General features: G+C 67.7%; 17 protein-coding genes. 12 read left to right on the top strand and 5 right to left on the bottom strand.

Going from position 1 to position 22,500, the window contains the following annotated elements; all coding sequences use genetic code 11:
• Nucleotides 1-6 precede the first annotated feature (6 nt).
• The 3 genes from ACQCX5_RS12630 (at nt 7) to dusB (ending at nt 2,923) form a co-directional block, all read left to right on the top strand.
• On the top strand, nt 7-315 hold the full coding sequence (locus ACQCX5_RS12630; protein WP_434542381.1) for an antibiotic biosynthesis monooxygenase family protein: 309 nt from the start codon (nt 7-9) through the stop codon (nt 313-315).
• A 65-nt stretch (nt 316-380) separates the two neighbouring features.
• The gene (locus tag ACQCX5_RS12625; protein WP_434542380.1) at nt 381-1,775 is read left to right on the top strand and encodes a glycine--tRNA ligase; all 1,395 of its coding nucleotides are present in this window, start codon (nt 381-383) and stop codon (nt 1,773-1,775) included.
• Nucleotides 1,775-2,923 (top strand): tRNA dihydrouridine synthase DusB, encoded by a 1,149-nt coding sequence (dusB, locus tag ACQCX5_RS12620; protein WP_434542379.1) that lies wholly within the window; start codon nt 1,775-1,777, stop codon nt 2,921-2,923. The genes ACQCX5_RS12625 and dusB overlap by 1 nt, the downstream gene beginning before the upstream one ends.
• A gap of 16 nt (nt 2,924-2,939) precedes the next feature.
• Here the strand turns inward: dusB and ACQCX5_RS12615 are convergent, their stop codons facing one another.
• Together ACQCX5_RS12615 and ACQCX5_RS12610 are read right to left on the bottom strand one after the other, a co-directional pair.
• The gene (locus ACQCX5_RS12615) at nt 2,940-5,765 is read right to left on the bottom strand and encodes an FAD-binding and (Fe-S)-binding domain-containing protein (protein WP_434542378.1); all 2,826 of its coding nucleotides are present in this window, start codon (nt 5,763-5,765) and stop codon (nt 2,940-2,942) included.
• Between the two features lie 21 nt (nt 5,766-5,786).
• On the bottom strand, nt 5,787-6,533 hold the full coding sequence (locus ACQCX5_RS12610) for a class F sortase (RefSeq protein ID WP_434542425.1): 747 nt from the start codon (nt 6,531-6,533) through the stop codon (nt 5,787-5,789).
• A gap of 343 nt (nt 6,534-6,876) precedes the next feature.
• Between ACQCX5_RS12610 and rpsA the strand changes: the two genes are divergently transcribed.
• The 5 genes from rpsA to uvrB all read left to right on the top strand — a co-directional run bounded on the left by rpsA (nt 6,877) and on the right by uvrB (nt 13,511).
• A complete protein-coding gene (gene rpsA, locus ACQCX5_RS12605) occupies nt 6,877-8,328 on the top strand; it encodes a 30S ribosomal protein S1 (RefSeq protein ID WP_434542377.1) in 1,452 nt (483 codons plus the stop codon).
• A gap of 105 nt (nt 8,329-8,433) precedes the next feature.
• Complete coding sequence (gene coaE / locus ACQCX5_RS12600) at nt 8,434-9,069, top strand: dephospho-CoA kinase (protein ID WP_434542376.1); 636 nt, start codon at nt 8,434-8,436, stop codon at nt 9,067-9,069.
• 70 nt (nt 9,070-9,139) lie between these two features.
• Nucleotides 9,140-10,369, top strand: a complete 1,230-nt coding sequence (locus ACQCX5_RS12595; protein ID WP_434542375.1) for a PrsW family intramembrane metalloprotease — start codon at nt 9,140-9,142, stop codon at nt 10,367-10,369.
• Entirely contained in the window at nt 10,369-11,382 is a 1,014-nt protein-coding gene (locus tag ACQCX5_RS12590) for a hypothetical protein (RefSeq protein ID WP_434542374.1), read from the top strand. Before ACQCX5_RS12595 ends, ACQCX5_RS12590 begins: the two co-directional genes overlap by 1 nt.
• 41 nt (nt 11,383-11,423) lie before the next feature.
• Nucleotides 11,424-13,511 carry an excinuclease ABC subunit UvrB gene (gene uvrB / locus ACQCX5_RS12585; protein ID WP_434542373.1) on the top strand — a complete coding sequence of 696 codons (2,088 nt, stop codon included), beginning with the start codon at nt 11,424-11,426 and terminating at the stop codon, nt 13,509-13,511.
• Here the strand turns inward: uvrB and ACQCX5_RS12580 are convergent, their stop codons facing one another.
• Nucleotides 13,512-14,168 (bottom strand): MBL fold metallo-hydrolase, encoded by a 657-nt coding sequence (locus ACQCX5_RS12580; protein WP_434542372.1) that lies wholly within the window; start codon nt 14,166-14,168, stop codon nt 13,512-13,514.
• A gap of 25 nt (nt 14,169-14,193) precedes the next feature.
• Nucleotides 14,194-14,946, bottom strand: coding sequence for a maleylpyruvate isomerase family mycothiol-dependent enzyme (locus tag ACQCX5_RS12575; RefSeq protein WP_434542371.1), 753 nt, complete (start codon nt 14,944-14,946; stop codon nt 14,194-14,196).
• Nucleotides 14,947-15,062: 116 nt separating this feature from the next.
• On the opposite strand from ACQCX5_RS12575, the gene uvrA reads away from it, so the two are divergent.
• Nucleotides 15,063-18,095, top strand: coding sequence for an excinuclease ABC subunit UvrA (gene uvrA, locus ACQCX5_RS12570; RefSeq protein WP_434542423.1), 3,033 nt, complete (start codon nt 15,063-15,065; stop codon nt 18,093-18,095).
• 6 nt (nt 18,096-18,101) lie between these two features.
• Here uvrA and ACQCX5_RS12565 read toward each other — a convergent pair whose 3' ends face one another.
• The gene (locus ACQCX5_RS12565; RefSeq protein ID WP_434542370.1) at nt 18,102-18,509 is read right to left on the bottom strand and encodes a ubiquinol-cytochrome c reductase iron-sulfur subunit; all 408 of its coding nucleotides are present in this window, start codon (nt 18,507-18,509) and stop codon (nt 18,102-18,104) included.
• A 78-nt stretch (nt 18,510-18,587) separates the two neighbouring features.
• Here ACQCX5_RS12565 and uvrC point away from each other — a divergent pair, with 78 nt between their 5' ends.
• The 3 genes from uvrC (at nt 18,588) to ACQCX5_RS12550 (ending at nt 22,500) form a co-directional block, all read left to right on the top strand.
• Complete coding sequence (gene uvrC / locus ACQCX5_RS12560) at nt 18,588-20,558, top strand: excinuclease ABC subunit UvrC (RefSeq protein WP_434542368.1); 1,971 nt, start codon at nt 18,588-18,590, stop codon at nt 20,556-20,558.
• A 143-nt stretch (nt 20,559-20,701) separates the two neighbouring features.
• Nucleotides 20,702-21,538: an RNase adapter RapZ gene (gene rapZ, locus ACQCX5_RS12555; protein ID WP_434542422.1), complete on the top strand. Its 837-nt coding sequence runs from the start codon at nt 20,702-20,704 to the stop codon at nt 21,536-21,538.
• The gene (locus ACQCX5_RS12550; RefSeq protein WP_434542367.1) at nt 21,535-22,500 is read left to right on the top strand and encodes a gluconeogenesis factor YvcK family protein; all 966 of its coding nucleotides are present in this window, start codon (nt 21,535-21,537) and stop codon (nt 22,498-22,500) included. The genes rapZ and ACQCX5_RS12550 overlap by 4 nt, the downstream gene beginning before the upstream one ends.

The following is a 22,500-nucleotide window of genomic DNA, read 5'->3' as shown; positions in this document are numbered from 1 at the left end:
TGCGGCATGCTCGTCGTCAACCGTTTCCGTGTGCCCGAGGCCCAGCGTGATGTCTTCGTGGCCCAGGCCAGCGCCGCCGTGGAATTGTTCCGTACGAAGGCCGGGCTGGTCTCGATCGACCTGGTGCAGAACCTGGACGAACCCGACCTGTGGGCGCTGGTGCACCACTGGGACCAGGTCGGCAGCTATCGACGCGCGCTCAACGGGTTCGAGTCGAAGACCGTGATCGTGCCCCTGCTGAGCCTCGCCATCGACGAGGCCTCGGCCTATGCCGACCCCGCTGACGTGGGCATCAACCTGCCGCGGGGCGGCTAGGCTTGCCCAAGCCTGTTGCGCACACCAGCCTGGTGTCGCGCGCCAATGAGGACTTGGAGTTGAACGTGGCCACTGTGAGCAAACTCGACAGCGTCGTGAGCCTGTGCAAGCGCCGGGGGTTTGTGTTCCCCTCGGGCGAGATCTATGGCGGCACCCGCGCCGCCTGGGACTACGGACCGCTCGGTGTCGAGCTCAAGGAGAACATCAAGCGCCAGTGGTGGCGTGCGATGGTGACCAGCCGTGACGATGTCGTCGGCCTGGACTCCTCGATCATCCTTCCCCGCCAGACCTGGGTGGCCTCGGGCCACGTCGGTGAGTTCACCGACCCGCTGACCGAGTGCACCAGCTGCCACAAGCGATTCCGCGTCGACCACATGCAAGAGGCGCTGGCCGCCAAGAAGGGTGGCGACATCGACCCTGAGTCGATCCCGCTGTCCGAGATCGCCTGCCCGAACTGTGGCAACCGCGGCATGTGGACCGAACCGCGTGAGTTCAACATGATGCTCAAGACGTACCTGGGTGTCATCGAGGACGAGTCCGGCCTGCACTACCTGCGCCCCGAGACGGCCCAGGGCATCTTCGTGAACTTCGCGAACGTCGTCCAGACCACGCGCAAGAAGCCGCCGTTCGGCATCGCACAGACCGGTAAGAGCTTTCGCAACGAGATCACGCCGGGCAACTTCATCTTCCGCACCCGCGAGTTCGAACAGATGGAGATGGAATTCTTCGTCGTGCCCGGCACCGATGAGGAATGGCACGAGTACTGGATCAATGAGCGCATGAACTGGTACACAGGGCTCGGCATCGAGCGTGACAACCTGCGCCTGTATGAGCACCCGCAAGAGAAGCTGTCGCACTACTCGAAGCGCACCGTCGACATCGAGTACCGCTTCGGCTTCGCCGGCTCGGAATGGGGCGAGCTCGAGGGCATCGCCAACCGCACCGATTTCGACCTGGGCACCCACTCGAAGCATTCGGGCCAGGACCTGTCGTACTACGACCAGCCCAACAACGAGCGCTTCGTGCCCTATGTCATCGAACCGGCTGCGGGGCTGTCGCGGTCGCTGATGACGTTCCTGGTCGAGGCATACACCGAGGACGAGGCGCCCAACACCAAGGGCGGCGTCGACAAGCGCACCGTGCTGCGCCTCGACCACCGCCTCGCCCCCGTCAAGGCTGCGGTGCTGCCGCTGTCGCGCAACGAGGACCTGTCGCCGAAGGCGCGCGACCTCGCCGCGCAGCTGCGCCAGAACTGGAATGTCGACTTCGACGATTCGCAGGCCATCGGCAAGCGTTACCGCCGCCAGGACGAGATCGGTACCCCGTACTGCATCACCGTCGACTTCGAGACCCTCGAAGACCAGGCCGTGACGATTCGTGAGCGCGACACCATGACGCAGCAGCGCGTGGCGCTCGACCAGGTCGAGGGCTGGCTGGCCCAGCGCCTTGTCGGGTGCTGATGTACCCAGCACTCACGCTGGATGCGCCGAGCCGACCGGGGGCCGTCACCATCGACACCCCGGTCGTGCTCGCGCCCATGGCGGGCATCACGAACGCCGCCTACCGGGAACTCTGCCTCGAGCAGGGCGCCGGGCTGTATGTCTGCGAGATGATCACCTCGCGGGCGCTGGTCTACAAAGACCGTCGCACCCACGCGATGCTGGCGTTCTCGCCGGCCGAAAGGATCCGTTCGGTGCAGTTGTACGGCGTCGAGCCGTCCATGGTGGCCGATGCCACGACGATCCTGTGCGAGAAGTACGGCGTCAACCATGTCGACCTGAATTTCGGTTGCCCCGTGCCCAAGGTCACCCGCAAGGGCGGCGGCGGCGTGCTGCCGTGGAAGCGTGACCGGCTGGCCGCCATTCTCGAGGTAGTGGTGCGGGCGGCTGATGCGTACGGGGTGCCCGTCACGATGAAGACGCGGGTCGGCATCGATGACGCCCACATGACCTACCTCGATGCGGGGCGCATCGCCCAGGATTCGGGGTGCGCCGCGATTGCGCTGCATGCGCGCACGGTGGCCGAGGGCTATTCGGGACAGGCGTCGTGGGACCACATTGCCCGGCTGGTCGAGCATGTCGACATCCCCGTGCTGGGCAATGGCGACATCTGGGAGGCTGCGGATGCCCTGGCGATGATGTCGCAGACGGGTGCCGCCGGGGTCGTCGTGGGACGAGGCTGCCTGGGTCGTCCATGGTTGTTCAGGGACCTGGCCGACGCCTTCGCCGGGCGGGCCACGCAGACGCTGCCGACCCTGGGAGAGGTGGCGCGCATGGTGCGCCGACACGGCGAACTGCTCTCGGTGATCATGGGCGAGAAGCACGGCCTGACCGACCTGCGCAAACACATGGCGTGGTACTTCAAGGGCTTCCCGGTCGGGGGAGAGCTGCGCCACGCACTGGCGATGGTCTCGTCATTCGATGAACTCGACCCGCTGCTGGCCCAGCTCGAGGCCGACGCGCCGTTCCCGGTGGCCGAGCTGGGACGACCCCGCGGGCGCCAGGGCAGCCCCAGGGGCAAGGTCGCCATGCCGCAGGGCTGGCTGGACGACACCTCGGGTGCCGACCTCGACCTGAGTGAGGCCGAATTGGAGACGAGCGGCGGCTGAGGGGCCGACAACCTTCTCAGCGAGCTGCGCGCACCGCGTCGTCCAGCGCCGAGACCACGTGCCGGTAGGTCTGGCCCGTCGCACGGGTCATGCCCATCTCGCAGGTGCGGTTCGACGACAGGTACAGGTCGAACTGCTGCCCAGCCAGTTCGGCGGCCTCACCGGCAGTCGCGGACGCGGTGAGCTCCGGATGCAACAGGCCACGGTCACCCGCGAAGGCACAACAGCGCCAATCGGTCGGCACCACCACCTCGTCGGCGACCAACCGGGCCAGGGCCAGCATGTCCTTGGTCGTGCCCAGCTGGGTGCTGGCGCAGGTGGGGTGCACCGCAGCCCGGGCCACCCTGCGCGTCGGCGGCAACCGGTCGGCCAGGCCAGCCAGGTAGGTGGTCACGTCGAGCACTTGCAAGTGCACACCGCGCGGCAGCCGCGACGACTGGTGCTCGAGTGAGACCAGCATGCCCTCGGTGCACGAGACGGCATCGCTGATCACCGGCAGTCGCCCGCCGTCGGTGGCCTCGAACAATTCATCAGCGAGCTTGCGGCTCATGGTGTCGAAGCCGGTCTGGTAGCCCTTCGACTTCCAGGGCGTGCCGCAGCACAGCGACGCCACGGCCTCGGGCATCGTCACCGACACCCCGGCGGCATCGAGCAGCGACAACACCCGGTCCTGCAGCGGGATGCCGTCGGGGTCGCCGAACATCGTCTGCACACAGGCCGGCAGGTAGACCACCTCGGCGTCGACATCACGACGGCTGGCGTGCCGTCGCGCCCCACCGCTCGGCAGCTCGGGCGACAAAGCGGGCAGCAGCTCGTGGCTCACCACCGTGCGGGCAGCGTTCAACGGGACCTCGACCACGGGGGCCGGCAGCGCGTCGACCACGCTCATGGCCGCCGATGCCGCCACCGTGAACGGGTCCCAGACCTTCGCCGCGCCGGCCCATGCCGCGTCCATCGCCTTCGGCGCCGACTCGCGACGCAGCCGGCGCACCAGGTCGCCGGTGTTGATGTTGACGGGGCAGGCGGTCTGGCACATGCCGTCGACGGCGCACGTCTGCGTGACGGGGTAGACCTCTTCGGCACGCAGCTGCTCGGCCAGCGCATGGTCACCGCGGGCCTCGGCATCGGCGATCGCCCGCTGGGCCACGATGCGCTGCCGCGGCGTCAGGGTCAGGAACTGGCTGGGGCAGACCGGTTCGCAGTAGCCGCACTCGACGCAGCGGTCGACCTCGTGCTGCACCATCGGCGTCTGCTTCAGGTCGGCCAGGTGCACCAGCGGGTCGTCGGTCAGCACCGAATCTGGGTTGAGCACGCCGTGGGGGTCGAACGCCTGCTTGACCTGCTTCATCAACTGGTACAGGTCGGGCCCGTACTGGCGTTCGACGAACGGTGCCATGATGCGTCCGGTGCCGTGCTCGGCCTTCAACGTGCCCTGTGCGTCGAGGACGAGCGCCACCATGTCTTCGGTGAAGGCCTCGTAGCGCGGCAGGCTCGCCGGGTTGTTGAAGTCCTCGTTGATCATGAAGTGGATGTTGCCGTCCTTGGCGTGTCCGAAGATGACCGAGTCGCCGTAGCGGTGCTGCTCGAACAGCCGCTGCAGGTCTTCGCAGACCCCTGCCAGCGTCGGCACCGGCACGGCGATGTCCTCGAGCAGGGCCGTGGTGCCGCTCGGCCGGGCCTCGTTGACCTTGGCGAACAGGCCCTTGCGCAGTGCCCACAGTTCCACCCGGGAGGCGGCGTCGTCGGTCAGGATCGGCTGTTCGCGCAGTGCGAGCCCGCTGAACGCCTGTTGGGCCAGCGCGATGTGTTCGCCCAGCGCTGCCTCGTCCGCGGTCTGGTATTCGAGCAGCAATGCTGCCTCGCCGGGCACGGGTCGCTGGGGGATCGTGGTGATGGCGGGGTCTTCGCGGCACACGTTCAGCGAGATCTCGTCGAGCAGTTCGACCACGGCGGCCCCGGTCGCGACCAGGTCGGGCAGTGCGCTGGTGGCGGCCTTGAGCGAGTCGAACATCAGCAACCCGGTGGCGACCTTCGGCAGCACCGGGACGGTGTGCATGGTCACCTCGGCGATGAATCCCAGCGTGCCCTCGGATCCCACCATCAGGTGTTCCAGGATCTTCGCGGGGCGGTCGTGGTCGACCAGCGAGTTCAGTCCGTAGCCCATGGTGTTCTTCAGCGACCAGCGCCGGGCGATGTCGTCGCGGTGGGGCAGCGCGCGCTCACGCAATGCGAGCAGGGTGTCGTACAGTGCCGGCTCGTCGGCCGCCAGCCGGTCGTCGGCGTCGACGGCGCCGGTGTCGACGACCGTGCCCGATGGCAGCACCACGACCAGCGAGTCGAGGGTCTGGTAGGTGTTGGCGACCACCCCGCAGGTCATGCCCGAGGAGTTGTTGGCGACCACGCCGCCGATGGTGCAGGCCGATTCCGAGGCCGGGTCGGGGCCGAGTTTGCGCCCCAGCCGCGCCAGGTGGCTGTTCACCTGGCGCACGGTCAGGCCCGGGCCGACGCGCACCCGCGCGCCATCGTCGAGCACCTCGATGTCACGGAACGCGGCGCGGGTGTCGACCAGCACGCCCTTGCTGAGGCCCTGGCCCGACAGGCTGGTGCCCCCGGACCGGAACGTCACCGGACGGTGGTGCTGGCGGGCCAATTGCATCACCATGGCCACATCGGCCGCCCCCGAGGCCCGCACGAGCAGTTCGGGCACGAGCAGGTAGTGGCTGGCGTCGACGGCAGCGGTGGCCAGGTCGAGCGCGCCGGTGCGGCAGGCCCCCGGCGGAAGCGCCCGCCGCAGGTCGGCGAGGAGTGCTTCGTGGACGGGGGAGTGGCTGCTGCGCTGCATGGGCGCCAGACTAGCCGCGAATCACCCCTGGGCGACGGGCTTGAGGTAGTACAGGATGCGCGAATCCCATTCCTTGCTGGACTTGTTGTAGTCCCAGCAGATCACGATGACTGCGCGGGGCGCACCGTCGAACTTGTACAGCACATCGGAATTGGGGTCGTAGTCCTTGACCCACACCTTGGTGGTCTTCTCGAGCGTGTAGCACTGGGTGCGTCCCTGGTCATCGACGAGTCGCACGAGGTCATTGGTCTTGAATCCGGCTGACTGGTCATACAGCTCATTGCCCAGTGCCTGTCCGTTCTGGTACGTGTGGATGCTCAGCACGGCGTGGCCCTTGGACGAGCCGATCGCCGGCCCGTTCTTCCACCAGGCGACGGAGTGCGACGCGTTCTTGGGCGGCGCGGCCGCAGCACCCGATTCGTCCTCGCCCAGCGACAGCACCGGCGAATTCACCTTCATGCGGTCAATGCTGAACTTCGTGGGCACGATCGGGGTCAGGTCAAGCATGCAGCCGTTGGCGGCGACCCGGGTGGGGGCGGTGCTGCCCACGCTCGTCTCGGCTGTTGCGGGCAGGGCCTGCGACCCGGACGACCCGGGGCCCACATTGCTCGCGGTGGCGGTGGGGGTGGTGTCGGCGGTGGCTGCGGTGGTCGGCACACCCACGGGGCCCTGTGCGGTGTTGCTGCGCGACTGCTGGACGGCGACGATGACGGCGATCAGGACCAGCACCAGCAGGATGCTGGAACCGACGACGTACTTCTTGCGCATGGAGGAGCCCTTCAGTCACAAGCCGGTGCGCCGTGCCTGGGTGCCGACGCGGCCAGCACGATCCTAACCCGCCGCTGCCGAAGGCCAAGCCAGTGGCCGCACAGGGTACTCCGATTGACCCTCACCGTGCGGCAACGATAGTCTGGACAAGCACTGTGGACTGCGTGGACTCGGACAGATGGGGAAGCGCGCCACCAGGTCACGGCCCGAACGTCAGATCATCCGCCTGCTGAGCCCCCGCTCTGGGAACCCGGCACCGTCATGGTCCCAGATCCTGGGCCATGGTCACGGCAGCCTGTCGCAGCGCACCGGTCATTCAGACAATTCATCGGAGCCCTACTACATGACCTCCTCCACCGAGGCCTCTCTTCAGGTCGCAGTCGACGACTTCGGATCGCCCGAAGCCTTCCTCGAGGCCGTCGACGCCACCATCAAGTACTTCAATGACGGCGACATCGTCACCGGTACCGTCGTCAAGGTCGACCGGGACGAGGTCCTGCTCGACATCGGTTACAAGACCGAAGGTGTCATCCCTTCCAAGGAACTCTCCATCAAGCACGACGTGGACCCCTTCGAGGTCGTCCAGGTCGGTGACGAGGTCGAGGCCCTCGTCCAGCAGAAGGAGGACAAGGAAGGCCGCCTGATCCTCTCGAAGAAGCGTGCCCAGTACGAGCGTGCGTGGGGCACCATCGAGAAGATCAAGGAAGAGGACGGTGTGGTCACCGGTTCGGTGATCGAGGTCGTCAAGGGTGGTCTGATCGTCGACATCGGCCTGCGCGGCTTCCTGCCCGCGTCGCTGGTCGAGATGCGTCGCGTCCGTGACCTGCAGCCGTATGTCGGCATGGACCTCGAGTGCAAGATCATCGAGCTCGACAAGAACCGCAACAACGTGGTGCTGTCGCGCCGTGCGTGGCTCGAGCAGACCCAGTCCGAGGTGCGCCACACGTTCCTCACCCAGTTGCAGAAGGGCCAGATCCGCAAGGGCGTCGTCAGCTCGATCGTCAACTTCGGTGCGTTCGTCGACCTCGGCGGCGTCGACGGCCTGGTGCACGTCTCGGAGCTGTCCTGGAAGCACATCGACCACCCGAGCGAGGTTGTCGAGGTGGGCACCCCGGTCACCGTCGAGGTGCTGGACGTCGACATGGACCGCGAGCGCGTCTCGCTGTCGCTGAAGGCGACCCAGGAAGACCCGTGGCAGACCTTCGCCCGCACCCACCAGATCGGCCAGATCGTGCCCGGCAAGGTCACCAAGCTGGTGCCCTTCGGTGCGTTCGTCCGCGTCGAAGAGGGCATCGAGGGCCTGGTGCACGTCTCGGAGCTGGCCGAGCGCCACGTCGAGATCCCCGAGCAGGTTGTCGCCGTCAACGACGATGTCATGGTCAAGATCATCGACATCGACCTCGAGCGTCGTCGCATCTCGCTGTCGCTCAAGCAGGCCAACGAGGGTGTCGACGTCGCCGCTGACGACTTCGACCCGTCGCTGTACGGCATGACCGCCAACTACGACGAGCAGGGCAACTACATCTACCCCGAGGGCTTCGATCCGGAGACCAACGAGTGGAAGGAAGGCTACGAGGACCAGCAGCGCGCCTGGGAGCAGCAGTACGCCGAAGCCCAGGCCCGTTGGGAGGCGCACAAGCGCCAGGTGCAGGACGCCGAGGTTGCCGACCGCGAGGCCGCGACCGACGCCGGCACCGCCAGCAGCTACTCGGCCGCCAGCGAGGAGCCCGCTGAGGGTTCGCTCGCTTCGGACGAGGCCCTGCAGGCCCTTCGTGACAAGCTGACCGGCAACTGAGCCACAGCTCGTAGCACTGCAAGCCCAGGACGGCCCCGCACCCCAGGTGCGGGGCCGTCCTGTGTGTGCTGATCTGCTCGGTGCTGACCTGACAGAATGGCGGCCATGAGCCCCGCCACTGCCACCATCATCCCGACCGGACGACGTCGCAGGGTGGCGCTGACCGGGGGGATCGCCGCAGGCAAGAGCACCGTCGCCGAGCTGCTCGAACGGCATGGCGCGGTCATCATCGATTCCGATGTGATCGCCCGCGAGGTGGTGGCCCCGGGCACGCACGGGCTGGCACAGGTGGTCGAGCGGTTCGGCCGGCACCTGCTCACCCCGGATGGTGCGCTCGACCGCGCAGCGCTTGGCCGCATCGTGTTCAGCGACCCGCAGGCCCGCCGCGACCTCGAGGCCATCACCCACCCGCTGATCATCCGCCGCTCGCGTGAACTGTCCGATGCCGCCGCACCGGGTGCCGTGGTGGTGCAGGTCATCCCGTTGCTGGTCGAGACCGGTCAGGTGGACCGGTTCGACGCCGTGGTCGTGGTCGACGCGCACCCGGACGAACAATTGCGCCGGCTGGTGGCCCGCAACGGCCTCGAGCCGCAGCAGGCGCGTGACCGGATCGCCGCCCAGGCCACCCGCACCCAGCGTCTCGCCGTCGCCACCCATGTCATCGACAACACCGACCACGCCGCGCCGCTGCCACAGCAGGTTGACGCACTGTGGCGCGAGCTCGTCGCCACGAACCCGTGACAACTGACCCTCTGACTGGGAGCATGGCGGCAGAACTGTGCTCGGCGAAGTGCAGGGTGAAGGGAGACTCGTGAACTGTCCGCGTTGTACCACGGAGTTGGCGACAGGGGCGCTGTACTGCCACGTGTGTGGGCACCAACTGTCCTCGGGAACCGCTGAACGACGCAGCTTCGTCGTGAAGCCGGACGAGCCGGTGCGCTCGTTCAGGCTGGTCTCGACGATCATGCCGACCGGTGCCGCCGAACGCCCCCGCACCTACCAGATCGCCTTCGGCATCGCGCTCGCGGTGGCCGTGGTGGCGGCGCTGCTCGGCTGGACGCCGATTGCGCTGATGGTCGCGGCGTTCGCGGTCCCCATCGTCTACATCGTCTACCTCTATGACGTGAACCTCTGGGAGGATGCGCCCATCCCGGTGACGGGCCTGGCCTTTCTGCTGACCGGGGCGTTGGCCGTCGGGTTCACCCTGTTGTGGCGCTCGTGGATGCCGTCCAGCCTTTCGGCGGGCACCGTCGACGGCAGCGGTTCGACGGTCTCGGTCACCGGTGTGCTGATCATGGCGGTGCTGGTGCCCGTCGTGGGTGAGCTGATCCGGCAGGTCGGCCCGGTGCTGCTCGCCTCGCGCCCCCAGTTCGACGACCTGATGGACGGGCTCACCTTCGGGATCATCTCGGGTGTGGCCTATGCGACCGGTGACACGCTGGTGCGGCACTGGTCGCTCGTGCAGGCAGGGTTCAACGACCCGGGCCAGGGCGCGGTGACGTGGACGAGCCTGATGGTGCTCGAAGGGTTCATCAAGCCGCTGGTCATCGGTACGGCCACCGGCATCGCCTGCGCGGAGTTCGCGGGGCTCGGGCGCGGTTACGACGGGTTCACCCCCCGGTACTTCATGGCGGTGCTCGAGGCGGTCCTGTGGAATGTGGCGTACTTCGGCGGGGTGTACCTGTTGAGCCTGGTTGAGGCCACCTGGCTGGGCCTGGTGTTGTCGCTGGCGTGGGGTGCACTGCTGCTGGTCGGGCTGGTGCTTCGGGTGCGTGGCGTGCTGCAGACGGGCCTGCTCGAGGCCGCGCTCGAAAAGGCCGCACGTTTCCACGGGGCGGCACCGGTGGGGGCCGACGGTGTGCTCGACCACTGCCCGGCCTGCGAGATGCCGCTGATGGCCGGGGCCGCTTTCTGCGGTGCCTGTGGCACGGCCATCCAGGCGACGGCAGCGGGGCACCAGGGTGGGGCGACTGAACCCGACGTCGGGCCGCCGCCGATGACCCCTGATTCCGCGCGCTGGGACGATGAGGAGGCCCGCTGATGAGCAGCAACCAGAGTCCTGACGGCCAGTACCCGGGTCAGGGGCAGTTCCCCGGTCAGGGGCAGTACCCGAACCAGTACCCGGCACAAGGTGCCCCGTTCCCGCAGAACCCGGCCCAACAGGCCACGTCGTACCAGCCGGTGGCGTCAGCGCCCCCTGCAGGCGTCCCTTGGGGCGGTGGACAACCGCCCCAGCAACCGTATCCGCAACAGCAGGGCTACCCGCCCCAGCAGCAGCCCTACGGCGGGCCACAGCAGCAGTTCGGGTCGCCGCCGCCGTACCAGCCCCAGCCCACCTACGGTGCCGGTGGCGGGGGTCAGCCTCCCCGCAAGAAGGTCTCGAACGGCATGGTCATCGGGCTGATCGTGATCGGCATCCTGGTGGCGTCCGGCATCGGTGCGCTGGTCAGCACCATGGGCAAGAAGGACGCCGAGGTGCAGGTCTCGACCAGCCCCTCGGCATCGACCACCGCGTCCCCGACCAGCACGCCCTCGACGACCACCAGCCCGACCACGAGCTCACCATCCGCCACCCCGTCGCCCACAGCGCAGGGTGGCACGCTGACACTGGCGGGTGACGTGACCTTCACGATCCCGGCGGGGTGGAAGCTCACGGGCATGAGCAAGGACGAGACGACCGCAGAGGTCACTGACGCGGACGGCAACACCATCACGTTGCAGGTCTTCCCCGCGGGGACGAAGACCAGCAACCAGTGGGTCGATGACTACATGGCCCAGATGGCGAAGAAGCTGACCAAGTCGAAGAAGGACCCCGTCAAGAAGCTCAATGACGACCCCAAGCTCGATGTCTCGGAAGGGCATATGAGCGGCACCCGGACGAACTCGTCGGGGTCGCAGGCGGTGGGCGTGAACACGGTGATCGCGGTGCGCGGGGCAGACAAGGTCTCGGTCATGTCGACCCTGATCTATGACCCCCGGTCCGACCTGGACAAGCTCAGTGATGACTACTCGCGGGTGACCCGCTCGGGCATGAGGTCTTTGGCTGCTGGCTGAGTGAACTGGTTTTGTCGTAGGGGCGGCATAGGGTTGTCGTCATGCGTCCAGTAGGTGACATTCAGCGTCGGGTGGCCCCGTTCACGGTGGTCTCGGACTTCGACCCCGCCGGCGACCAGCCGGCGGCGATCGACGAGCTCGAGCGACGCATCAACGCCGGCGAGCAGGATGTCGTGCTACTGGGTGCCACGGGCACCGGCAAGACGGCCACGGTGGCCTGGCTCGCCGAGCGGGTGCAGCGACCCATGCTGGTCATGCAGCCCAACAAGACGCTGGCAGCCCAGTTCGCCAACGAGTTGCGCCAGTTCTTCCCCGACAATGCGGTCGAGTACTTCGTCTCGTACTACGACTACTACCAGCCCGAGGCCTATGTGCCGCAGACTGACACCTACATCGAGAAGGACTCCTCGCTCAACGAAGAGGTCGAGCGGCTGCGCCACTCGGCCACCAACTCGCTGTTGACCAGGCGTGACGTCATCGTGGTGGCGACAGTGTCGGCCATCTATGGCCTGGGCACGCCCCAGGAATACCTGGACCAGATGGTCACCCTGCGCGTGGGTGAAGAACACGAGCGCGACAGGCTGTTGCGCCACCTGGTCGAGATGCAGTACGCCCGCAACGACCTCGCCGGCACCCGCGGCACGTTCCGGGTGCGCGGTGACACCCTCGAGATCTTCCCGATGTATGAAGAGAACGCGGTGCGGGTCGAGTTCTTCGGCGACGAGATCGAGGCATTGTCGACACTGCACCCGCTCACCGGTGAGGTGCTGACCACCGACGACGAGATCTACATCTTCCCCGCCTCGCACTATTCGGCCGGCCCGCAGCGCATGGAACGCGCCATCGGTGGCATCGAGGCCGAGCTGGCCCAGCGGCTGTCCGAACTCGAAGGGCAGAGCAAGCTGCTCGAGGCCCAACGACTGCGCATGCGCACGTCCTACGACATCGAGATGATGCGCCAAATCGGCAGTTGCTCGGGCATCGAGAACTACTCGATGCACATCGACGGGCGGTCCCGGGGCAGTGCGCCGAACTGCCTGCTCGACTACTTCCCCGAAGACTTCCTGCTGGTCATCGATGAGTCGCACGTGACGGTGCCGCAGATCGGCGGCATGTACGAGGGCGACATGTCGCGCAAGCGCACCCTGGTCGAGCACGGCTTCCGGCTGCCCTCGGCCATGGACAACCGGCCCCTGCGGTTCGAGGAATTCGTCGACCGCATCGGGCAGACGGTGTATCTGTCGGCCACGCCGGGGGAGTACGAGATGGCCCGCAGCGACGGCTTCGTGCAGCAGATCATCCGCCCGACAGGCCTGGTCGACCCCGAGGTGATCCTGAAGCCCACCAAGGGCCAGATCGATGACCTGATGGGCGAGATCAAGCTGCGCGTCGAGCGCGACGAGCGGGTGCTGGTCACCACGTTGACGAAGAAGATGGCCGAGGACCTCACCGACTACCTGCTCGAGAACGGCATCCGCACCCGCTACCTGCACTCGGAGGTCGACACGCTGCGGCGCGTCGAACTGCTGCGCGAGCTGCGGCTGGGGGAGTACGACGTGCTGGTCGGCATCAACCTGCTGCGTGAGGGCCTCGACCTGCCCGAGGTGTCACTCGTGGCGATTCTGGACGCCGACAAAGAGGGCTTTCTGCGCTCGGCACGCTCCCTGATCCAGACGATTGGACGAGCCGCGCGCAACGTGGCGGGCCAGGTGCACATGTACGCCGACAAGATCACCCCGTCGATGGCGGCCGCGCTCGACGAGACCAACCGTCGTCGTGACATCCAGGTGGCATACAACAAGGAACATGGCATCGACCCGCAGCCGTTGCGCAAGAAGATCGCCGACATCACTGACATGCTCGCCCGTGAGGACGCCGACACCGACAAGCTGGTGCGCCAGGCCACGGGTGGTGGCCGCAAGGGCCAGCCGGTGCCGGCGCTGGGTGAGAAGCGCGACCTCAACACAGCCGGCATGGCCGCCAGCGAACTGGCGGGACTGATCACAGAGCTGGCCGACCAGATGCACCAGGCGGCCCATGAACTGCAGTTCGAGCTGGCGGCCCGGTTGCGTGACGAGATCGCCGACCTCAAGAAAGAGCTGCGTCAGATGATCGAGGCGAACAAGTAGTCACCAGCCACGGGCACGCCATTCGGGCAGCGAGGCCCGCTCGGCGCCCAGTGTGGTGGCATCGCCGTGACCGGGGTGCACCACCGTGTCGTCGCCGAACCGGTCGAAGATGTTGGTGCTCACGTCGTCCAACAGGGTGGCGAAGTCGCCGGGCGACCACGTCTTGCCCACCCCGCCAGGGAACAGCGAATCGCCCGTGAACAGGTGCGCCGGCCCCTCGGACGGCACCCAGGCCAGGGTGATTGAGCCGGGGGTGTGGCCGACGATGCCGATGACCTCGAGGCTGCCCGGTCCGGCGGCGATGGTGTCGCCGGTCCAGACGCCCTGTTGCTCGGTGCCGGTGTCCTGCTCGATCGACTCGCGGTCCGGGGTGCCGCAGAACCCGACGGCGCCGGTGGCCCCCATCACCTGGGCGGTGGCAGCGATGTGGTCGTAGTGGCGGTGGGTGGTGACCACTGCCGGCAGGTCACGCCCGGCCAGCACCTCGCTGATGCGCTCGGGTTCGGCAGCGGCGTCGATCCAGACCGAGGGGCCGGCGCCGGTGAGCAGGTAGCCGTTGTTGTCCATCTCGCCGAGAGAGACCTTGGTGCAGGTCAGGCCGCCGCCGAGGTCGACGGTCAGTGGCTGCCCCTGGGGGTCGACGTGGTAATTGGTCACGATTCCTCCTGGTGGTGGGTGGGCGTCAGCCGACAAGCGGCAGGACGACGTCATCAGATCCGGCCACGCCACTGCCGTCGCTGCGGCCGGTGAGCCAGCCGACCAGGTCGCGGTCGCTGCCCTGCACTCGCGTCGGCTCACCGAGTTGCCCGATCGTGGCCTTCAGGCCCGACGACGACGTGATCTCGAGCACCGGCAGCGTGTCGCGGTCGGCGAGCCGGTAGGTGTGCCATTCCAGCGCCCATCGGGCGATGTCGGGCTCGATGTCGCGAATGCGGTAGCCGACGCCCAGGTCGACACAGTGCAGCACCACCTCGGACAGTCGGGCCAACGGTACGAAACCGACCGGCACCGTGATCCCGGGTCGCAGGTTGATCCCGTCCGCGAGTCGTTCGCGGGGAAGCGCCAACACCTCGGCCATCGTCTCGCTCAGCGCACCGGCAGAGGTGTCGAGGTCAATTTGCAGGTCGAGCCCCTGGCGTTCCGAGCCACGTTCGATCTGGCGTTCACGCTGCTGTTCCGAGTCGTACATGCCCACGGGCAGGCCGTCCAGGTACCCGCGCAACACCCGGCGCAGGCCGTCGGCGTTGCGGGCGAGGTGCGTGGCCACATGGGCCCGGGTCCAGCCCGGCAACAGGCTCGGCGCCTGCCATTCCTGGTCACTGAGGCGGATCGTCGCGCCCAACAAGTGCTGCGTCGCCTCCATCTTGCGGTGGCGCACGGCAGCCACGTCGAGGGCCACCGCGTGGTCTCCTTCGGTGCTCCCGGGTGCGTCCATGTCCTCCACCGTAGTGCTCAACCGTGCACAATGCCCATCGGTCCGCCCCCTTGGTGGGCTCCGAACCCATCGTCCGCCATCTTCGCGGTCAGGTTTTGTCAGTGCCAGCGCATACGATGCTAGGCGTGAATGAACGTCTTGTCGTCCGCGGTGCCCGAACCCACAACCTGCGTGACGTCTCCCTCGACCTGCCCCGTGACGCGATGATCGTGTTCACGGGGCTGTCGGGGTCAGGCAAGTCGTCCCTGGCGTTCGACACCATCTTCGCCGAGGGCCAGCGCCGTTATGTCGAGTCGCTGTCGTCCTATGCGCGCCAGTTCCTGGGCCAGATGGACAAACCGGACGTGGACCTGATCGAGGGCCTCAGCCCCGCGGTGGCCATCGACCAGAAGTCGACCAGCCGCAACCCGCGCTCGACCGTGGGCACGATCACCGAGGTGCACGACTACCTGCGCCTGTTGTATGCGCGGGTCGGCCACCCCCATTGCCCCGAATGCGGCGAGCCGATCACCCGGCAGACGCCACAGCAGATCGTCGACCGCCTGATGAACCTGGACGAGGGCACGCGCCTGCAGGTGCTGGCGCCGGTGGTCCGTGGCCGCAAGGGCGAATACGTCGACCTGTTCGCAGACCTGTCAGGGCAGGGCTTCAGCCGGGCCAGGGTTGACGGTGAGACGATCCAGCTGACCAACCCGCCCACGCTCGACAAGCAGAAGAAGCATGATGTCGACGTGGTGGTCGACCGCATCGCCATCAAGGCCTCGGCCAAGCAGCGCATCACCGACTCGGTCGAGACGGCGCTCAACCTGGCCCACGGCGTGGTCGGTGTCGAGTTCGTCGACCTGCCGACCGACGACCCCCAGCGTGAGCGCCGCTATTCCGAGAAGCTGGCGTGCCCCAATGAGCACGACATCTCGATCGAAGAGCTCGAACCACGCCAGTTCTCGTTCAACGCCCCCTGGGGTGCCTGCCCCGCCTGTACCGGTCTCGGTACCACCATGGAGGTCGACCCCGACCTGCTCGTGCCTGACGACTCGCTCAGCCTGGCCCAGGGTGCCATCGCCGTCTGGAACACCCCGCAAGTGGCTTCGCACTTCGAGCACGTCTACGAGGCGCTCAGTGAAAACGAGGGGTTCCGGGTCGACACCCCGTGGCGCGACCTGACCCCCAAGGCGCGCAAGGTGCTGCTCAACGGCGTCGGTGACCCCGTCGTCGTGCGGTACCGCAACCGGTTTGGACGCGTGCGCTCGTTCACCCAGAAGTTCGAGGGCGCGATCCACTACGTCAAACGGCGCCACGCTGATGCGGAATCGGATGCGATGCGTGAGCGGTTCGGCGAGTACATGCGCGAGATCCCGTGCAGCGTCTGCCAGGGGGCCCGCCTCAAGCCCTCGTCGCTGGCGGTGACGGTCGGCGGCAAGAACATCGCCGAACTCTCGGCCATGTCGATCAAGGATTCCTCGGCGTTCATCGAAGGCCTCGAACTCTCGGAACGCGAACGCAAGATCGGTGCGCTCGTGCTCAAAGAGATCGACCTGCGGCTGCGCTTCCTGCTCGACGTCGGCCTCGATTACCTGACGCTGTCGCGGGCCTCCGGCACGTTGTCCGGCGGCGAGGCGCAGCGCATCCGGCTGGCCACGCAGATCGGCTCGGGCCTGGTCGGGGTGCTCTACGTGCTCGACGAGCCGTCGATCGGACTGCACCAGCGCGACAACCGCCGGCTCATCGAGACGCTGCTCAAGCTGCGCGACCTGGGCAACACGCTCATCGTGGTCGAGCACGACGAGGACACCATCCGGGTGGCCGACTGGGCTGTCGACATCGGCCCGCGCGCCGGCGAGCACGGCGGCCGAGTGGTCGTCAGCGGCCCCGTGCAGCAACTGCTGGACAGCGAGGAGTCGCTCACGGGCCAGTACCTGTCAGGACGACGCAGCATCCCGCTGCCGGCGGCCCGCAGGCCCGCCACCGGCCGCATGGTGACGGTGCAGGGGGCGTCCGAGAACAACCTGCGCAATGTGACAGTCAGCTTTCCGCTCGGCCAGTTCATCGCCGTGACGGGGGTGTCCGGGTCGGGCAAATCGTCGCTGGTGAACTCGATCCTGTACAAGGCACTGGCGAAGCGGATCTACCGCACCAAGGCGATCCCGGGACGCCACCGCAGCATCGATGGTGCCGACCACATCGACAAGATCATCCACGTTGACCAGTCGCCGATCGGGCGCACCCCGCGATCGAACCCTGCCACCTACACCGGCGTGTTCGACAAGATCCGCACCCTGTTCGCCCAGACCCCCGAGGCCAAGGTGCGCGGCTACCAGCCGGGCCGGTTCTCGTTCAACATGAAGGGCGGTCGCTGCGAGAACTGCATGGGCGACGGCACCATCAAGATCGAGATGAACTTTCTGCCCGACGTCTACGTGCCGTGCGAGGTGTGCCACGGCGCCCGCTACAACCGCGAGACGCTCGAGGTGACCTACAAGGGCAAGAACATCGCCGAGGTGCTCGACATGCCCATCGAAGAGGCGGTGGGCTTCTTCGAGCCGATCGGTTCGATCCACCGCTACATGAAGACCCTCGACCGGGTCGGCCTGGGGTATGTGCGGCTGGGCCAGCCGGCGACGACACTGTCGGGGGGTGAGGCGCAGCGCGTCAAGTTGTCGGCCGAACTGCAGAAGCGGTCGACGGGCCGCACCATGTATGTGCTGGACGAACCCACGACAGGCCTGCACTTCGAAGACATCCGCAAGCTGCTGGGTGTGCTGGGGGCGCTGGTCGACGGGGGCAACACCGTCGTGGTGATCGAGCACAACCTCGACGTCATCAAGACCGCCGACTGGGTGATCGACATGGGTCCAGAGGGCGGCTCGGGCGGCGGGCTCGTCGTGGCCCAGGGCACCCCAGAACAGGTCGCCAAGAACCCCGAGTCGCACACTGGGCACTTCCTTGCGGACGTGCTGAAGGGCGTCGAGGTGCCCGTCGGTTCAGCCGAACCAAGCCTGCTGGACGGGGAAACCGCTGACGTTCCTGCGAAGACCGCGGCCAAGAAGACCGCAGCGAAGAAGACGACGGCGAAGAAGACGGCGGCGAAGAAGACGACCGCCAGGGCCACCAGCACCCGCTCCCGGGTGCCGAAGACACCGAAGTTCTGAGGCCCGTCAGGCCTCGGTCACGGTGAGGGTGTCCCCGTCGCGGGTCACCTTTGCCGCGGCCAGGCCCGTCGGGGCGGGGCCGGTCACCACCGACCCGTCCGCCACCTTGAACCGTGACCCGTGGCAGCCGCAGACGATGTCGGCGCCGTCGATGTTGCTCACCTCGCAGCCCTGGTGGGTACAGATCGCGTCAAAGGCCTTGAATTCACCGGCCGTCGGCTGCGCGACGACGAAACCCTTGCCCTTGAGGATCACCGCACCACCGGACGGTACGTCTGACACCTTCACGGTGACCGGGCCGGTGGCCCTGCTGGCCGGCATGCCAGATCCCCCACCGGAGCAGCCCGCGAGCCCCGCGGTGGTCGCGGCGGCGGCCAGCGACCATTGGATGAAGTGTCTGCGGTCGGGCGTCATGGGGTGCCTTTCTGAGGTTGAAACACAGACTAATCGGGCCGTCCGGGCCTGTCAGAGGGGCGACCTAGACTCGTCTGCATGGCTGATCCGTCCACGTACCGCCCCGCGCCGGGAACCATCCCCACCGACCCCGGGGTGTACAGGTTCGTGGATGCCCATGGCACGGTGCTCTACGTCGGCAAGGCCAAGAATCTGCGCCAGCGGCTGAACTCCTATTTCGCTGACCCTGCCGGCCTGCACTTTCGCACCCAGACGATGGTCCGCACCGCCGCCAAGGTCGAGTGGACCGTCGTGCAGAACGAACTCGAATCGCTGCAGCTCGAATACACCTGGATCCAGCAGTACGACCCCCGGTTCAACGTCAAGTACCGCGACGACAAGTCCTACCCGTGGCTGTGCGTCACGTGGTCAGAAGAGGTGCCGCGCGTGTTCGTGGGCCGCGGTGCCAAGAAGAAGGGCAACCGCTACTACGGCCCGTTCGGCCAGGCCTGGGCGATCCGCGAGACGGTCGACCTGCTGCTGCGTGTGTTCCCCATGCGGTCGTGCTCGTCGGGGGTGTTCAACTCGGCGAAGGCGAGCGGACGACCCTGCCTGCTGGCACACATCGGCAAATGTGCGGCCCCCTGCGTGGGCTGGATCAGCCCCGAGGACCACCGCGACATCGTCGACGACTTCTGCTCGTTCATGGCTGGTCGCAGCCAGCAGTTGACCCGCCGCCTCGAGCGGCGCATGAAAGAGGCGAGTGACAACCTCGAGTTCGAACGGGCCGGGGTGCTGCGCGATTCGCTGTTCGCCCTGCGCCAGGCCACCGAGAAGAATGCCATCGTGCTCGCCGACGGCACCGATGCCGACGTCATCGCCATCGCGGACGACCCCCTGGAGGTCTCGGTGCAGGTGTTCCATGTGCGTGGCGGGCGGGTGCGCGGCGAGCGGGGCTGGATCGCCGACCGTGCCGACGACGGACCCCTCGGCGACCTCGTCGAGGCATTCCTGCTGCAGCTCTACGGCGATGCCACCCCAGACCCGGGCGAGGGTTCGCCCATCCCGCGCGAGATCCTCGTCCCCGAACTGCCCACCTCGGGCGAGGTGATGGCCGACCTGCTCAGCAGCGTGCGCGGCAGCCGGGTGACGATCCGCGTGCCGCAGCGCGGCGACAAGGCCACCCTGATGGACACCGTCGCCCGCAACGCCGCAGAGTCGCTGGCCCAGCACAAGATGAAGCGGGCCAGCGACCTCACCACCCGCAACCGTGCGCTTGAAGAGGTGCAGCGGGCGCTGGCGCTGCCCGAACCGCCTCTGCGCATCGAGTGCTTCGACATCAGCCACACCCAGGGCCACGAGGTGGTCGGCTCGATGGTCGTCTTCGAGGATGGCCTGCCCCGCAAGTCCGAGTACCGGCGCTTCATCATCCGCAGCTTCGAGGGCTCGGACGACGTGCGCGCCATGCACGAGGTGGTGACACGGCGCCTGAAGCGCCTGCTCGATGACCGCGAGTCGTTGCGGGCCGACGCCGCCGATGGCCCCGCCCTGGTCGACGCCACGACGGGGGCACCGCGCAAGTTTGCCTATGCGCCGGCCCTGATCGTCGTCGACGGCGGCCAACCGCAGGTCGCCGCCGCACAGCGGGCCATGGACGACCTGGGCATCACCGACATCGCGGTGGTCGGGCTCGCGAAGCGCCTCGAAGAGGTGTGGTTGCCAGACGAAGAGTTCCCGGTGATCCTGCCGCGCACCAGCGAGGGCCTCTACCTGCTGCAGCGGCTGCGTGACGAGGCGCACCGGTTCGCCATCACCCACCACCGCGGGCGCCGCAGCACCGCGATGCTGCAGTCGGCGCTCGATGCGGTCCCGGGGCTGGGCGAGGTGCGCCGCAAGGCCCTGGTCACACATTTCGGGTCGATGAAGAAGCTGCGCAGTGCCACTGTCGACGAGATCGCGCAGGTGCCCGGGTTCGGCGCCACCCTCGCGACGGCCGTCCACGACGCCATGGCCGACGAGACGCCGCAGGTGGCGGTGAACCTGACCACGGGCGAGGTGCTCGAGAACTGAGCGGCGCGGGCGCCCCCTCGGGGCAGGGCGTGCGGCATGATGGAGCGGTGACCTCTGACCTGACCAGCACATCGACGTCCACGGCGCCGGCACCGCGTGCGGCCGGCTCGGCCGACCTCGCCGGCCAGGGCCAGCGTCTCGTCGTGATCACCGGCATGTCCGGCGCCGGGCGCCGCACCGCCGCCCATGTGATGGAGGACCTCGGCTGGTACGTGGTCGACAACCTGCCGGCCATCCTGCTGCCAAACCTGATGGGCGTGGCGAAGGTCAACGGGCTGCACCGGGTGGCGGTGATCCTGGACGTGCGCTCGTCGGCCTTGGTCGAGCAGCTGCCGCTGACGTTCAGCACGCTCGCCGGGGACGGCATCGAACCCGAGGTGCTGTTCATCGAGGCCACCGACGCCGTGATCGTCAAACGCCAGGAGTCCTCACGTCGTCCGCTGCCGCTGCAGGGTGACGGTCGCCTGGTCGACGCCATCGTCCAGGAACGCCGCTTGCTGTCGACCCTGCGGGCCAACGCCGACATGGTCATCGACACGTCGAACCTGACCGTGCACCAGCTCGGCAGCCGCATCGCGCACGCCTACGGCGGCGAACGCGACCAGATGGTGCGGATAGCGATCATGTCGTTCGGGTTCAAGAACGGACTGCCCATCGATGCCGACCTCGTGTTCGACGTGCGGTTTCTGCCCAACCCGCACTGGGTGCCCGAACTGCGGCCGATGACCGGTTTGTCAGAGCCGGTGAGCAACTATGTGCTCGCCCAGCCCGGCGCGGGTGACCTGCTCGACGAGCTCGAGAAGCTGATGGGCATCATGGCCCCCGGCTATGTGCGCGAGGGCAAGCGCCAGCTCACCATCGCCGTCGGCTGCACCGGCGGCAAGCACCGGTCGACGGCCATGTCCGAAGAACTCGCCCGTCGGCTGCGCGCCACCGGTTACCACGTCGGCGTCATCCACCGCGACCTGGGGCTTGAATGAGCAGCCTCGGTCACCTGCCCAGGGTCACGGCGCTCGGGGGTGGTCACGGCCTGTCGGCGTCGCTCACGGCGCTGCGCCGACTCACCGACCAGCTGACAGCAGTAGTCACGGTCGCCGACGACGGCGGCTCGTCCGGTCGCATCCGTGAGGAATTCGGTGGCCTGCCGCCGGGGGACCTGCGGATGGCGCTGGCGGCGCTCTGCGGTGACGACCACAGCGGGCGCACGTGGGCGCAGATCCTGCAGACTCGGTTCCCGGGTGACGGCCCGCTGGGTGGCCATGCCATCGGCAACCTGCTGATCGTCGGCATCTGGCAGCGGCTCGGCAATTCTGTTGCGGGGCTCGACATGGTCGGCGAACTGTTGAACTCTCGCGGTCGGGTGCTGCCCATGTCGACGGTGCCGCTGGGCATCGAGGCCGAGGTGCTGGGGCTTGACCCCGTCTCACCGGACGAGGCGTGCACACTGGCGGGCCAGGCGACCATCGCCAAGACCCGGGGGCAGGTGCAGCGGGTCAGCCTGGTTCCGGCGGATGCCCCCGCCTGCCCCGAGGCGGTCGCCGCCATCGAGGCCAGTGACTACGTGGTGCTCGGCCCCGGCTCGTGGTTCACCTCGGTGATGCCACACCTGCTCGTCCCCGACCTGTGCCGGGCCATCACCGGCACCAGTGCGCGGCGCATCCTGGCACTGAACCTGCGGCCGGCCGACGAGACCGCGGGCTACAACGCGTCGCGGCACCTCGAACTGCTGGCAGAGCATGCGCCGACGCTGCGCCTCGACGTGGTCATCGCCGACGCCACCTCGGCCCAGGCCGACAAACACCTGCCCGCGTTCGCCGAGTCACTGGGTGCCCGGCTCGTGGTGGCCGACGTCGCCATGCGCGACGGCAGCCCACGCCATGACCCGCTGCGGCTGGCCTCGGCCTTCCAGGACGCGATGGCCGTGGCCGATGCGTCACGCTGA

Origin of the sequence: Aestuariimicrobium sp. G57 (assembly GCF_050110855.1) — a bacterium.
In the GTDB taxonomy this organism is placed as follows: Bacteria; Actinomycetota; Actinomycetes; order Propionibacteriales; family Propionibacteriaceae; genus Aestuariimicrobium.
The sequence above is the reverse complement of the archived record's forward strand: the minus strand, read 5'-3'. Positions and strand labels throughout refer to the sequence as shown.

Coding starts and splice junctions, on each gene's coding strand:
- coaE (WP_434542376.1), top strand. CDS start 8,434: ATGAGCCCCGCCACTGCCACCATCATCCCGACCGGACGACGTCGCAGG.
- ACQCX5_RS12550 (WP_434542367.1), top strand. CDS start 21,535: ATGAGCAGCCTCGGTCACCTGCCCAGGGTCACGGCGCTCGGGGGTGGT.
- rpsA (WP_434542377.1), top strand. CDS start 6,877: ATGACCTCCTCCACCGAGGCCTCTCTTCAGGTCGCAGTCGACGACTTC.
- ACQCX5_RS12575 (WP_434542371.1), bottom strand. CDS start 14,946: ATGGACGCACCCGGGAGCACCGAAGGAGACCACGCGGTGGCCCTCGAC.
- uvrB (WP_434542373.1), top strand. CDS start 11,424: ATGCGTCCAGTAGGTGACATTCAGCGTCGGGTGGCCCCGTTCACGGTG.
- ACQCX5_RS12610 (WP_434542425.1), bottom strand. CDS start 6,533: ATGCGCAAGAAGTACGTCGTCGGTTCCAGCATCCTGCTGGTGCTGGTC.
- ACQCX5_RS12565 (WP_434542370.1), bottom strand. CDS start 18,509: ATGACGCCCGACCGCAGACACTTCATCCAATGGTCGCTGGCCGCCGCC.
- ACQCX5_RS12590 (WP_434542374.1), top strand. CDS start 10,369: ATGAGCAGCAACCAGAGTCCTGACGGCCAGTACCCGGGTCAGGGGCAG.
- dusB (WP_434542379.1), top strand. CDS start 1,775: ATGTACCCAGCACTCACGCTGGATGCGCCGAGCCGACCGGGGGCCGTC.
- ACQCX5_RS12615 (WP_434542378.1), bottom strand. CDS start 5,765: ATGCAGCGCAGCAGCCACTCCCCCGTCCACGAAGCACTCCTCGCCGAC.
- uvrA (WP_434542423.1), top strand. CDS start 15,063: ATGCTAGGCGTGAATGAACGTCTTGTCGTCCGCGGTGCCCGAACCCAC.
- uvrC (WP_434542368.1), top strand. CDS start 18,588: ATGGCTGATCCGTCCACGTACCGCCCCGCGCCGGGAACCATCCCCACC.
- ACQCX5_RS12630 (WP_434542381.1), top strand. CDS start 7: ATGCTCGTCGTCAACCGTTTCCGTGTGCCCGAGGCCCAGCGTGATGTC.